This is a genomic window from Nocardioides astragali (genome assembly GCF_024436375.1).
Classification (GTDB): Bacteria; Actinomycetota; Actinomycetes; order Propionibacteriales; family Nocardioidaceae; genus Nocardioides; species Nocardioides astragali.
The window spans coordinates 225,222-238,407 of sequence record NZ_JAFMZM010000002.1 but is presented as its reverse complement, the minus strand read 5'-3'; the positions used below and the strand labels follow the sequence as shown (position 1 = coordinate 238,407).

Below are 13,186 nucleotides of genomic sequence, written 5' to 3'. Positions count from 1 at the left end.
TGCCCACAAGGCAGTCGGGCGGCTCGCGCAGGGGGAGGTCATCGGTCGTCCTCGTGTTCATCGCGTCGCCTGCTCGAGCAGGATGAGGACGTGGTGATAGGTGGAGCCGACAGCACGGGTCATACCGATCTCGCAGGTCCGATTGCAGGAGACATGGACGTCAGCGTCGAAGGTGCGCACCTCCGCCGCCTGGGCACTCGTGGCGGAAGCGGTCAGTTCTGGATGCAGGAGCCCTCGGTCGCCGGCGAAGCCGCAGCAGCCCCACGACGGCGGCACGAAGACCTCATCCGCCACAGCCGCTGCAAGGGCGCGGAGGGCTTCATCGGTTCCCGATCGAGTGGAGGAGCAGGTCGGATGCAGCGCCAGGCGCCCCGCGACACGTTCGGGCGACAGGCGCGGAAGCAGAACGCGAGCCGCAAATGCAACCGCGTCTTCCACGAGGTACGGACTGTCGTCGAGAGACTTGGCGAATCCCTCGCTGCAGGAGGCAGCGTCGGAGACGACGGTGATGCTTCTGCCGGCGGCGGTTCGGTCGAGGACGCTCTGGACTTTCTCGGCCATCGCAGACGCCCCCTCAGCGAGGCCCTTGGAACTCCAGGGCATCCCACAGCACAGGGACGCGATGTCCTCCGGCACCGTGATGGGCACCCCCGCGCGCTCGCACAGCTGGCGGAAGGCGTCGGACGCAGAACCGTCACCTCCGAACATCGTTCCTGTGCAGCTCGGCACGAACACCACCTCGGCTGCCGGGCTCACCAGCGCACGGCGTGCGTTGCCGCCTCGCGGCAGGTCGGGGGTCCATCGCGGCACCCGTTCGTCCCCGACCACTCGGCGCCCGAGCGTCGAGAGCGACGCGGCGACTCCAGGCATCTTGTGGGCGGCGGTCAATGCGCGGCTCGACACGGCCGTCGCGCCCGCCCAGTGTCGGGCTGCTGATCGTCCGCCCGCCTGTGCCATCCGACCTTGCTGTTGGCTGCGCAACCGGCGGACCAAGGATCCTGTGTCGATCCCCACCGGGCACATGGTCTGGCACATGCCGTCCGCGGCACAGGTCTGCAGTCCCTCGTAGTCGTAGTCGGCGGCGAGCTCATCGGCTTGCTCGTGGGCGCCAGTGGTTCGCAGCGCCTGCTCGGCTCTGCGAGCCACGATGCGCTGCCTCGGTGTCAGCGTGAGGTCCTTCGAGGGACAGACTGGTTCGCAGAAGCCGCACTCGACGCACCGGTCCACCTCCGTCTCGACCGTGTGCACCGTCTTGAGGTTCCGCAGGTGGGCTTGGGGGTCCTCGGTGAGGACGACACCGGGGTTGAGAACGGACTGTGGGTCGCACAGCCGCTTCAGATCGCGCATGACGGTCGTAAGCGCTGGACCATACTGGCGTTCCACGAACGGGGCCATGACGCGTCCGGTGCCGTGCTCGGCCTTCAGCGTCCCACCGAGATCCAGCACTGCGTCGACCATATCCTCGGTGAACCCGGCGTAGCGCGCGACGCCCTCGGCCGAGCCCAGGTCTTCGGTGATCATGAAGTGGAGGTTGCCGTCCTTGGCGTGTCCGAAGACGACAGTATCGGCGACGTCGTAGCCGTGCTTGACGAACAGGTCGTCGAGGCGGGTACACGCGTCGGTGAGGGCACCCATGGGCACGGCCACGTCTTCGAGTAGCGCCGTGGTGCCGCTGCGCCGGGCACCCGCCACGCTGGCGTAGAGGCCCTTGCGGATGTGCCACAGGTCCGCTCGTGTAACGGGGTCCGACGTAGGCCCGGCGTCGCGGAGCAGCGGGGATGCGCCGGCTACGAGCTCGTGCAACTCCTGCTCCGACTCTGCCTGGTACTCCACGAGCAAGGCCGCTTGCGTGTGGAGCTCCAGCTCTGTCAGAGCCGGTCCGGCGCGCAGGTCACGAGCGGCTACCTGGAGGGAACGTGTGTCGAGCAGCTCGATAGCGGCGGCCTCCGACGCCACCAGCTCAGGGAGCAACCCCGTGGCGGACACCAGTTCGGGAAGCACGAGAAGGGTCGTGGCGGCGTACGGCTTGGCCGCGACCGTGCGAAAGGTGGCGGAGGACACGAATCCGAGCGTCCCTTCGGAACCTACGACGAGGTGCGCAAGGATCTCGGACGGGGCGTGATGGTCGATCAGCGAGTTGACGCCGTATCCCATGGTGTTCTTGAGGGAGAACAGCCGCTCGATGTCGGATCGCATGACCGGGTTCTCGCGAACTCGATCACGGAGCTCACGCAGTCCAGTGTGCAGGGCGGGTTCGTCGTGCGCGAGCCGGGCATCCGCGTCCCCTGCTCCGGTGTCGACCACCGTGCCGCTTGGCAGGACCAGCCGGATGGATTCCAAGGTGTTGTAGGCGTTGGCGGCGATGCCGCAGCTCATCCCGCTCGAGTTGTTGGCGACGACGCCGCCGATGGTGCACGCCGCCTCGCTGGCGGGATCGGGACCGAGCTTGCGCCCGTATGGCGCCAACGCCGTGTTGACTGCCCGCACCGTGGTGCCGGGACCCACACGCACACGCCCCCCTTCGTCGAGGACCTCGATACGCCGGAACGCGCGACGCACGTCGACGAGCACGCCCGCCGTGCCGGCCTGTCCGGACAGGCTCGTGCCGCCCGACCGGAACGTCATGGTGAGACCTGCCTGGGAGCAGGCCCACATCACTCGGGAGACCGCCGCCTCGTCCTGTGCGACCACATAGGCCGAGGGCGTGAGCAAGTAGTGCGAGGCGTCTGCGGCGTTCGCGGCGAGGTCGATGGCTCGCGAGCGCACGGACGTGGGCTCGACGCCGAGGTCGGTCAATCGCGCCGAGACGCTCACGGCGGGTCCTCCGGTGTGGCCTCGGTGAGGACGAGCTCGTAGGTCATGGCCACCGGGTTCTCGCCCGGGATGACCCGTCCGCTGAACACGGTTGCGTTGCGGTCGACGAGATGTGCGTCGAGGGTGGCGGTCATCCTGCCGTCGACACGACGGACCGTTCCTTCGAGGAACATCACCTCCGTGGCAGGACCGGCCGCGCTCAACACCGTCCCGCCCGGCTGCGCCAGCTGACCGCCGATGAGGGACCCGACCTGTCCCCGCACGTGAGCGCCGGCCCACCCCTGCTGTTCAGTCAAGATCTCGATGGTCCGGACGAGATCGACATTGGGACGGACCCTGCACACGAGCGCACGCACCTTCCCCGTGCCGGCGTGCGCGACACGGCGAGGCGTGAACAGCGGCATCTGCGTCTCAGGGTCGAGCTGGACTTCGTTGAGAACATCGGGTCCACCCCACACCTGCGCTCGCACACCGTCTCCTAGGACGACCTCGTCCGGAATGAGGTGACCGGCCCGCTCGGAGCCTTCGGCGTCGACGAACAAGGAGTGGCTGTGACACCACACCCGCCCGTCCCGACGTCCGATGGTGATGCCTCCACGCACCATCCACCCCGGCGCAGAGCCGGCATATGGTCGGCTGAAGTTCGCCACCGGCCCGCCGGCGGGGCCGACATCAGGGATGTAGTAGGAGAACCGCGCGAGCTCGCCCCCGACCAGTTGACCGTTGGCGGACACGCATCCCGTCTCGTCGAGCAGCCATTCGAGGGCCTCGAGGAGCGGAGTCCCAGCAGGCAGCGCGACGTCGAACCCGTTGAGTCGTGTCTCGAGGCTCACGACTCGGGTCTCGGCGACCGGCCCTGGATGGACCAGCCGGGCAGCGGACGGTGAGAGGCCGTAGGCCTCGGTGACTGTCACCGCGCCGACGCCTCGGGCCACCGTCCGGCACTCTTGAGGAGGTCTCGCAGGACGGGTGTGGTCACCTTGCCGTAAGCCGTTGTCGGGAGCTCGTCGACCAGGTGGACCACCTTGGGCGCCTTGTATCGAGCCATGTGGTCGCGACACCACGACAGCAGCTCCGATTCGCTGAGGCCCCCGTCGGCGACTACGACTGCGTACCCGACTTCACCCCACTCGCGATCGGGCGCGCCGACCACCCCGACGGCCTGAACGTGGGGGTGAGCGATGATCTTCTCCTCGACCTCGCGCGGGTCGATGTTGGAACCGCCCGAGATGTACATGTCCGAGGCACGGCCGGTGATGTAGAGCAGTCCCCGCTCGTCGAGGACGCCGAGGTCCCCGGTTCGGAACCATCCGTCTCGGAACGCGTGGGCATTGGCGTCCTCGTTGTCCAGGTAGCCGGCGAAGACAGCAGGCCCGACGACGCAGATCTCTCCTCGTTCGCCAGTGGGCAGTCGGTTGCCGTCCGAGTCACGGATGGTGATGGTGATGCCGGTCCGCGGATGTCCTGCCGTCACGATGCCCTCGTACGTCGGGACGTCGTCGTGGGCGTGCGGCGGCAGGACTGTGATGGCGCCGGTGACCTCGGCCAACCCGTAGTACTGCTCGATGACGGGCCCGAGAACCTCGAACGCGCGGCGTTGGTCGTCGCGCGTGATGGGGGCACCTGCGTAGATGACGTAGCGCAGTGGCGTCGGGTCGGTGCCTTCGTCGACAGCGTCGACCAACCTGTTCAAGATGGTGGGAACGGTGAACATCGTGGAGACGCGGTGCAGACCGATCAGACGCCACGCCTCGGAGGCGTCGAAGGAGTCGCCGGGCATCAACACGATGCGTGCTCCGCGCGCGACGTGGGTGAGCACGTGCACGCCGGCACCGTGCGACAGCGGTGCCAGCACCAGGGCGGCGTCGTCCGGCGAGAGTCCGGGCATCAGGTCGGCGATGTGGTTTGTGACTATGAAGACCAGGTGGTCATGGGTCAGCACCGCAGCCTTGGGCCGGCCAGAGCTGCCCGAGGTGAAGAAGAACCAAGCAGGATCGCCGCTCATCACGTCGGCGTCCTCGAAGCGTGAGCCGAGGTGCTCGTCGATCATGTCGCCCACCTGGGGTCGCGTCTCCGGTCCGACAATGTCGGAGATGATCCATGCGGGTATGTCGCCCAGGGCCACGGCATGGTCCTCGGACTTCTCGTCCACGACGAGCAGGGTCGGCCTGACAACCTCGGCAAGGGACGACAGCTCGTGAGGCGTGAGCTTGCTGTTGGTCGGAGTGATGGTCGCCCCGACCCGCCAGGTAGCGAAGACGACCGTGAGGTAGTCCCGACTGTTGGCAGCATGGAGCATCACGACGTCGCCGCTTCCGATGTTCGCCTCGTCGAGGGCGATCGCAAGCGCGTCGACGCGCGCGTCGAGGTCGGCCCACGTCCAGACGACCTCTCCCCGCACGAGCGCAACCTCCCCGGCCAGCCGTGCGGCCGTCTGCCGCAGCAAGGTCGAGAGGTTGGTCGTGGCCTTGGCCACCTGCGGGGTCCGGGGGTGCGTCACCACGCCTCCAGGATGCTCGCATAGTTGGCGACGGCAGAGCCGCCCATGTTGAAGACCCCTGCCAGGTCGGCGTGGGGAAGCTGCATGTCGCCTGCGGCTCCAGTCAGCTGCATCGCTGCCATGGCATGCATCGAGACGCCGGTGGCGCCGATGGGGTGGCCCTTTGCCTTGAGTCCGCCACTGCGGTTCACCGGAAGCGCACCGTCCGGGGCCACGAGCCCCTCTTCGAGGACCCGGTGCCCTTGGCCGTTGGGCGCGAGGCCGAGGGCTTCGTACTGCAGCAGTTCGGCGATGGTGAAGCAGTCGTGGGTCTCGAGGAAGTCGAGGTCCATCGTCGAGATGCCGGCCTGAGCCGTCGCCTCTGACCATGCGCGGCGCGCTCCGGCGAATTCCAGCGGGTCGCGCTTCGACAGGGCCATGAAGTCGTTGGCTTGGGTGCGAGCCCTGAACGCGACGCGGCGCGGCGCGGATCGAGCTACGTCGGCGGACGCCACAACGACGGCGACCGCACCGTCGGAGATCAGCGAGCAGTCGGTACGTCGCAAGGGCGTCGCGACCATCGGGTTCTTCTCCGAGACCGTGTTGCAGAACTCGAAGCCGAGATCCTTGCGGATCTGGGCGTAGGGGTTGGTCACGCCGTTGCGGTGGTTCTTGGCGGCGATCTGAGCCAGAGTCCGGCTCGGGTCGCCGTAGCGGTCTGCGTACGCGCGCGCGATGCCGGCGAAGACTCCAGCGAACCCACTCTCGACAGCCGATTCCTCTGGTCCGTAGCAGCCGGACAGCAGGATCTCCCCGGCGCGTGACGAGGTCACCCCGGACATCTTCTCCGCGCCGACGACGAGCGCGACCTTGCCGCGGCCGGACTCGATGTAGTCCAGCGCCGCATACAGCGCCGCGGACCCGGTGGCGCAGGCATTCTCCAGGCGGGCGGCGGGCACCTCAGCCAGGGCAGGGACTGCCATGGAGATGAGGCCGGCCTGGAAGTCCTGTGTGGTGAAGCCGTTGTTGTAGACGCCGACGAAGATGCCGTCGACGTCTTCGGTCGTGAGCCCCGCGTGGGCGATCGCTCCTGGCACCACGCTGCCCATGAGCGACATGGTGTCGGGGTGCTCGAGCTTGCCGAAGGGCGAGTGCTCCCAGCCGATGATCGAGGTCCGGGCCGCACTCATCGGCGTGCTCCTCGGGCTCGACGCAGGACAATTGCGACCCGACCGGGCTGGGCGGCGCGCGGGTCCAGAGTGGATGTCATGACAGTCTCCTGATCGGTCACGACGGTGCAGGGCAGTCGCCGTGGGACGTTCACACCGAGGCACAATCAGACGCCTCGTACGCCTACCACACTGCTGCGGGGCGGCCAGCGACGACAACCGCCGACTGCCGAGTTCGGCAGCGGGCGATTGCGACAGTTGTATGAACGTCAGCGGCACAGAGGGTCGGGCTGCGCCTCTTACGACACCTGTCGCGAGATCTCTGTCCGGATGTTCGTCAGCAGACGGTGGCTCGTGCTGCGCCGTGGCGGTCACGCTCGTCACATGCGCGCAGTCATCAAAGCCGCCCCGGGACGCGGGTGCCAGTTCGTGCTCGACCGTGGCGAGCCGGACCTCGCGCGAGACCATGTGCGGGTCGAGGTGGCTGCGGCGTCGGTCTGCGGCTCCGATGCAGCCTTCTACGAGTCCGGGGACGCAGGCGGAGATATGGGCATGACCTATCCCCGAACCATGGGCCACGAGGTGGGCGGCGTCGTAGTGGAGGTCGGGGCAGGCGTGACCGGGCTGTCGGTCGGCATGCCTGTGGCGATCGAGACGCACCTGCATTGCGGAGAGTGCTTCAACTGCCTCAGCGGCAACGGGCACAACTGCTCGCGGTTGGAGCTGCTGGGCGTGACGGTCGACGGCGCGTTCGCCGAGCGTCTGGTCGTACCGGCCCGGAGCTGCTTCGTCGTGCCCGAGGGTATCGACCCCGCAGCCGCCGCGCTGCTGGAGTCCGCCGGCAGCGCGATGCATGGCGTTCTCCGCTCGGGGGTGAATCTGGCGGGCGCTTCGGTGCTGGTGTCGGGTGCAGGCCCTGTCGGGCTCATAGCGATTCAGGTCGCCCATGCGTTAGGTGCACGACAGGTCACCGCTGTCGAACCGAACGCCTACCGGAGATCCTTGGCCGAGTCATTCGGCGCAACCTCGGTCGGCGCCGACGAGTCACCCCTCGACGCCGCAGACAGCGCGACGCGGATACGCACGGGATTCGACCTGGTGCTCGAGTGCTCTGGGTCGCGCACCGCGCTGGAGAGCGCGGTCCGCGTCGTCCGACGCGAGGGGACGGTCGTCGCGATCGGGCTGGTCAAGGGACCGGTGAACATTGATGTGACTGAGACGCTGATCACTCGCGGGGTCACCTTGCGAGGCAGTTGGGGCAGATCGATCTGGGAGACGTGGCACCGGCTGTCCGCCCTCATCGTCGCCGGAAGGGTTGACCTGGAGGGATTGATCACTCACCGCCTGCCTCTGAGCGCTCTGCCGGAGGCGCTCGAGCTGATGAAGGGGGAAGCCGGGAAGGTGCTGCTGGACCCGGGCTTGGTCGACACTGCAGGACCAGGTGGGACGGCTGCGCTCACGCGCACCGGCTGAGCCCTCAAGCTCCCCGTGCGGCCGAGTGCGGAGTGCCGCTCACGGCCGAGGGGTGAACTCGCCGTCCCGATGACGTCCGGCCAAGTCGACATAGAGCCGGGCCGCATACAGATTAGCCTGCACCTCGTCCTCGTCGAGCGTGCGTCGCACCTTGGCAGGGATCCCGGCGACCAGGGTGCCCGGCGGCACCTTTGTCCCGCTCAGGACGACGGCGCCTGCAGCGACCGTGCTACCCGCCCCGATAACGGCACCGTTCATGATGACCGACCCCATCCCCACCAGCACACCGTTCTCGACCGTGCACCCGTGCACGACCGCAGCGTGACCGATTGACACGTCGTCCCCGATGCGCAACGGGAACCCGGGGTCCGCATGAAGGACGGCGTTGTCCTGGATGTTCGTACGCCCGCCGATGCTGACGTCTTCCTGATCGGCCCGGACAACCGCCCCGAACCAGACACTGCTCTCCGGGCCGAGCCGGACCCGGCCCATGACGCGTGCGGTCTCGGCGATCCATGTCGTTCGATCAGTCATTGTGTGTTCCCAGTCGTCGGGTTGCCGGCAGGCGGAGGTCACCCGAGCATGCGACATGCCTCCACGATGTAGCCATGGCAGCACGATGGAACCGTGGCTTCCTTCTTGCTACGTCTGTCGATGCCCCGGGGCGCTGTCGAGCAGTGCGATGCCGAGATGGAGGGTGAGCCGGGTGCGTCCGTCCGACAGGTCGACTCCGAGAAGCTCCTCGACGCGCGAGAGCCGGTAATAGAGGGTGGTGCGGTGGATCTGCAGGGCTGCCGAGGCCGCAGAAGCAGCGCCTGCGACATCGAGGAAGACCCGCAAGGTCTCCAGAAGAGCCCCGTCCCGGTCGACCTCCAGCAGCCTCCTGACCTCCGATGGGAGCGAGCCGGCACCGCGCTGATGCGGCGGTATGCGCATCAGCGGGCCGTACGGACCGAGATCTTCCCACTGGGCAGCGACGTCGACGACGCCGACTTCCGCGGCGGCGACGGCCAGCCCGGCCAGCTCGGCCGATTCATGCGCCCTGTCGATCCCCGTCACGGCCGGACCGATGCCTGCATAGGCTCTGAATCGCCCGGAAGACAGGTCGTCCACGCGAGCGATCATGCGTTGCGCATGATTCTGTGCTGCCCCGTGCGTCATGGCCCGACGGCCCCCAATGATGACGACACCTCCCGGTGCGGTGACCGCGGCCAGATGAAGCGTCGATCCTGTCGGGCCGGGGAGCGCGAGCGCGCTTCGCAAGGCGACGGTGACGTGCGCTGACGACGCTTCACCCTCGCCAGACCCGACCAGTAGGCGTATGGCCGTGACGTGCTCGGCGACCAGTGCGGATCCAGACTGGCTCAACTCCCCCAGGGCCTGGCGACGCAGAGTCGGGTCACTGCTCACGAGACCCAGCACGAGCTGCTCGCCCGGTTGGTCTGCCGGCTTGAGCTCAGTGACCAGGAGCGGGGCCACGCGATCTGCGACGTCCGAGATGCGTCGCGTCTCTGCCGTGGTGAGGCTCCCGTCCGAGTCCATCACCATGATCAGCGCGACGAGCTCTCCCTGCCAGCGGACCGGCACGCACACCCGCGAGTGCAGTCCTAGCTCGTCGCTGGGCGAGATCATTCCCGGGCGTGTCCACGACAGCACGCCGTGGGCAAGCACGTGTCCTATGACCTTGCTGTCGGTGCGCCTGTTGAGCATCGAGTCGATGCGAACGGGGTCCTCGTCGCCGAAATGCGCGCTGCTGTAGAGCAGGCCAAGCCCCGGGTCGTCGATGACCACGGAGCGCTGCAGCTGTTCGGCGAGCTCGTCGACGAGGGACTGGATCTCCGGGCTTGCCATTCTCACATCCTAGGATCGCGGCCCGCGATGACCGTCATGCCGACCGCACTGCGCCACCTGACCTGCACATGTCGGAAACGCCGGACGATGCCTTCGACAACGGAGGGACGCGCCGCCAGACGAAACGGTGCACCATCGCAGACGTGGATGAAGCAACAAGTCCGGTAAAGCTGGTACCCGTCGACAGCACGGACGCCCAAGCGTCTGAAGACGAAGAGTGGGCTGCGTTCCTGCTCGGTGGCAGACAGCCCACCGTGACCACTGCCAGTCCGAAACGTCGCGTCGCCCCACGGCGCCTGGCCAAGGTGTGATGACAATGATCGGATCGTTGAAGGACCGCGTGGCGATCGTCTTCGGGGGCGGCGGAGGCGCCGACGGGGTCACCAACGGGCAGGCGACGGCCATGACCTACGCCCGAGCTGGTGCGCACGTCGCGGTTGTTGACCTTTCTGCAGAGGCCGCCGATCGAACGGCCGCCGCTATCGAGGCTGAGGGAGGTCTGGCAACCCCCATCACTGCCGACGCGACCGATCCGGACTCTGTCGAGTCAGCCGTCGCGCAGGCGCTAGACGCCTACGGAACCGTCGACGTCCTGCACAACAACGTTGGGGTGACCGTTCTCGGAGGGCCGATCGACCTCGAATACGCCAGCTGGCAGCGAGCGTTCGCGCTCAACGTCGACTCGGTCTTCCTGACGACCAAGTACGTCTTGCCCGTGATGATCAAGCAGCAGAGGGGCGCGATCGTGAACGTGTCCTCCATCGCCAGCTTGCGCGACGTCGGCTATCCCTACCCGGCCTACATGGCAAGCAAGGCGGCGGTCAACCAGGTGACCGTGTCACTCGCCCTGACTCACGCTCGCGAAGGGATCCGGGCGAATGCCGTTGCACCGGGTTTCATGGACACCCCGATCGTGCGTCATCAGCTGCACAGCCAGGCTGACACCATCGACGAGCTGTTGGAGCGCCGCCACGCCCTGAGTCCGACCGGCCGGATGGGTACGTGCTGGGACGTCGCCAACGCGTCCCTGTTCCTGGCGAGCGATGCCGCCGCCTACGTGAACGGAGTCTGCCTGCCCGTCGACGGCGGCCTCACGATGCGTTGCGTATAGGTCCGTACTGGTGCAAGAAGGGTGAGTCTGGCAATGACCGGTGCTTCTATCGAGTACGACGTACCCGTGCCGATGCGCGATGGCACAGTGCTTCGTGCCGATGTGTACAGGCCGAGTGGGGACGGGCCGTGGCCTGTGATCGTGGTGAGGACGCCGTACGGCAAGGCCGATCCCTTCGAGAACATGTTCCTCGAGCCACTCACAGCCGTGAAGCATGGGCTAATCGCCGTCGTGCAGGACGTGCGCGCGAGGAATGCCTCGGAAGGGGACGACTGGGTGCCGCTCGCGACAGAGGCGCAGGACGGTGCCGACACCGTCGCGTGGGCGGCGCACCTGGACGGGTCGACTGGGCGCGTCGGAATGTGGGGGTCCAGCTACATGGGCAACGCCCAGTGGCAGGCCGCATCAGAGCAGCCCGAGGCACTAGGCGCCATTGCTCCTTCAATCACGTTCCGCGATGGCGAGGGCCTGACCACCAGGGGTGGTGCACGCGAGCTCGGCCTGGGCCGCGCGTGGAGCGTCGTGGCCGGCTTCGACGTGGCCGTCCGCCGTCACGCGGCCGACGAGGACGCGATGATGCGCGCCGTGCGAGAGTTGGTGGCCGCAGTGGACGCTCTGCCCGGCGCTACGTACGACGAGCTGCCGACGGGTCGCACTCCGCTGACCGACCCGGTCATCACGCGGCACCGCCTACCCTCGTTCGACGTCGACAGCGGTGACGTGTCGCGCCGGCAGGAAGCGGTTAAGGTGCCCGCCCTCAACATCGGCGGCTGGTTCGACATCTTCCTCCAGGGCACGATTGACAACTTCGTCAACGGCGGTCCGCAGGATCGCCTCGTCATCGGCCCGTGGAACCACATGTCCTTCATGCCGCAGCAAGGCGAGCTGAACTTCGGAGCCGCGGCGAGTGGCGGCGCCGTCGATCTCGGCCCCTCGCTCGCGAGCTCGACCTTCGGATGGCTGCACGGCCACCTGTCCGGCGACGCGCTCCCAGATGAGCCGCCGGTCCGGATCTACACGATGGGCGCGAACAGCTGGCGGCACGAGGACGCGTGGCCGCTCGAACGCGCCGAGCCGACCAAGCTGTTCCTGCAGCCTGACGGTCGTGCGGGAGCAGCACCAGTAGCAGGAACGTCTGGAGTGTCGTACACCTATGACCCTGCCAACCCGGTGCCGACCCTCGGTGGCAACACCCTCCTCGGCCACGCACCTGCAGGCAGCTTCGAGCAGTCTCGAACCGAGAGCCGCGACGACGTCCTGGTCTTCACCACCGAACCCCTCAAGGACGACGTCGAGGTCACGGGCCGCATCAGCGCCGAACTGACCGTCGCCACAGATGCCACGACCACCGACTGGGTCGTCCGGCTGTGCGACGTGCATCCGGACGGCGCGTCGTACAACGTCGTGGACGGGATCACTCGAGTCGTCACTCCCCCCGGGAAGGCCAGTGTGGTCATGGTCGACCTCTGGTCCACCAGCATGTTGTTCAAGAAGGGACACCGGATGCGCGTGCACGTCACCTCGAGCTCCTTTCCCCGTTGGGACCGCAACCTGAACACGGCGGACGGCGCGGAGACCGGAGAGATGCGGACCGCCAGGCAGACCGTCCACCTGGGTGCGGATTCTTTCGTCACCCTTCCCGTTATCCGATCGGGAGCCACGACCTGACGGTCAGGGCAGCTGCCTGATCGGGCGATGTATCTCGCAAGCTCACGGGCGGCGTGGCTCGAGGGGCCGAAGCCGGCGCGGCAGTGAATCCACCACCAGCAGGTAAGCGTTGGTGACAAGCTCGCTCACGAGACCTTCGGTGATGCCGGCACCGGTGCCGATCGAGATCCAGTGACGCTTGTTCATGTGGTAGCCCGAGACGATCGACGGGAACTCGGTCCTGAGGGCGAGGGCATCGTGCGGGTCGCACTTCAACGTCACGACCATCCGCCCCGGCACGTCCGTGGTCATCATGAACACCTTGCCGATCACCTTGAACACTTCGTAGCCAGGACCGAAGTACGGCCCTCGAGTCACGCCCGCCAACGGAGTGGCCGTCCTCCACGCCGCCGCCTCGAGCGCCTCATCGTCACTCACCCAGTTCTCCTGCTCCACGACTGAAGTCTCGCAGCCGTCCGAGCACGGCGTCAGTCTGACCAGTGCGTTGCGAGTGGCCGGCGCCAAATGACAATCAACGTCAAGGTCTTACGAGAGACTCCGAAACTCTTCGTTAAACGACCAATTCTTGCCGCAATGAGCATCTCCTAGTGTCACGCGGGTCGCAGGGCGGTGTCCAGCGAG

The 13,186-nt window shown here is 67.3% G+C and carries 10 protein-coding genes; 3 read left to right on the top strand and 7 right to left on the bottom strand.

Annotation, left to right across the window (positions count from 1 at the left end; translation table 11 throughout):
- Nucleotides 1–57: 57 nt before the first annotated feature.
- The 4 genes from J3P44_RS06240 to J3P44_RS06225 are packed head-to-tail and all read right to left on the bottom strand — an operon-like array spanning nucleotide 58 to nucleotide 6,483.
- Entirely contained in the window at nucleotides 58–2,814 is a 2,757-nt protein-coding gene (locus tag J3P44_RS06240) for an FAD-binding and (Fe-S)-binding domain-containing protein (RefSeq protein ID WP_255889392.1), read from the bottom strand.
- Nucleotides 2,811–3,728, bottom strand: coding sequence for a PCC domain-containing protein (locus J3P44_RS06235; RefSeq protein WP_255889391.1), 918 nt, complete (start codon nucleotides 3,726–3,728; stop codon nucleotides 2,811–2,813). Before J3P44_RS06235 ends, J3P44_RS06240 begins: the two co-directional genes overlap by 4 nt.
- Nucleotides 3,725–5,317 (bottom strand): AMP-binding protein, encoded by a 1,593-nt coding sequence (locus tag J3P44_RS06230; RefSeq protein WP_255889390.1) that lies wholly within the window; start codon nucleotides 5,315–5,317, stop codon nucleotides 3,725–3,727. Before J3P44_RS06230 ends, J3P44_RS06235 begins: the two co-directional genes overlap by 4 nt.
- Nucleotides 5,311–6,483 (bottom strand): acetyl-CoA acetyltransferase, encoded by a 1,173-nt coding sequence (locus tag J3P44_RS06225; RefSeq protein WP_255889389.1) that lies wholly within the window; start codon nucleotides 6,481–6,483, stop codon nucleotides 5,311–5,313. Before J3P44_RS06225 ends, J3P44_RS06230 begins: the two co-directional genes overlap by 7 nt.
- Nucleotides 6,484–6,846: 363 nt before the next feature.
- Between J3P44_RS06225 and J3P44_RS06220 the strand changes: the two genes are divergently transcribed.
- Nucleotides 6,847–7,935, top strand: coding sequence for a zinc-dependent alcohol dehydrogenase (locus tag J3P44_RS06220; protein WP_255889388.1), 1,089 nt, complete (start codon nucleotides 6,847–6,849; stop codon nucleotides 7,933–7,935).
- Nucleotides 7,936–7,974: 39 nt separating this feature from the next.
- On the opposite strand, the gene J3P44_RS06215 is transcribed toward J3P44_RS06220, so the two are convergent.
- Nucleotides 7,975–8,511 (bottom strand): gamma carbonic anhydrase family protein, encoded by a 537-nt coding sequence (locus tag J3P44_RS06215; protein WP_255889386.1) that lies wholly within the window; start codon nucleotides 8,509–8,511, stop codon nucleotides 7,975–7,977.
- Between the two features lie 66 nt (nucleotides 8,512–8,577).
- On the bottom strand, nucleotides 8,578–9,786 hold the full coding sequence (locus J3P44_RS06210; RefSeq protein ID WP_255889385.1) for a helix-turn-helix domain-containing protein: 1,209 nt from the start codon (nucleotides 9,784–9,786) through the stop codon (nucleotides 8,578–8,580).
- A gap of 340 nt (nucleotides 9,787–10,126) precedes the next feature.
- On the opposite strand from J3P44_RS06210, the gene J3P44_RS06205 reads away from it, so the two are divergent.
- A complete protein-coding gene (locus J3P44_RS06205; RefSeq protein WP_255889384.1) occupies nucleotides 10,127–10,897 on the top strand; it encodes an SDR family NAD(P)-dependent oxidoreductase in 771 nt (256 codons plus the stop codon).
- 33 nt (nucleotides 10,898–10,930) lie between these two features.
- Complete coding sequence (locus J3P44_RS06200) at nucleotides 10,931–12,565, top strand: CocE/NonD family hydrolase (RefSeq protein ID WP_308212224.1); 1,635 nt, start codon at nucleotides 10,931–10,933, stop codon at nucleotides 12,563–12,565.
- A gap of 42 nt (nucleotides 12,566–12,607) precedes the next feature.
- On the opposite strand, the gene J3P44_RS06195 is transcribed toward J3P44_RS06200, so the two are convergent.
- Nucleotides 12,608–12,982: an MmcQ/YjbR family DNA-binding protein gene (locus J3P44_RS06195; protein ID WP_255889383.1), complete on the bottom strand. Its 375-nt coding sequence runs from the start codon at nucleotides 12,980–12,982 to the stop codon at nucleotides 12,608–12,610.
- Between the last annotated feature and the right edge of the window lie 204 nt (nucleotides 12,983–13,186).

Coding starts and splice junctions, on each gene's coding strand:
- J3P44_RS06225 (WP_255889389.1), bottom strand. CDS start 6,483: ATGAGTGCGGCCCGGACCTCGATCATCGGCTGGGAGCACTCGCCCTTC.
- J3P44_RS06220 (WP_255889388.1), top strand. CDS start 6,847: ATGCGCGCAGTCATCAAAGCCGCCCCGGGACGCGGGTGCCAGTTCGTG.
- J3P44_RS06210 (WP_255889385.1), bottom strand. CDS start 9,786: ATGGCAAGCCCGGAGATCCAGTCCCTCGTCGACGAGCTCGCCGAACAG.
- J3P44_RS06200 (WP_308212224.1), top strand. CDS start 10,931: ATGACCGGTGCTTCTATCGAGTACGACGTACCCGTGCCGATGCGCGAT.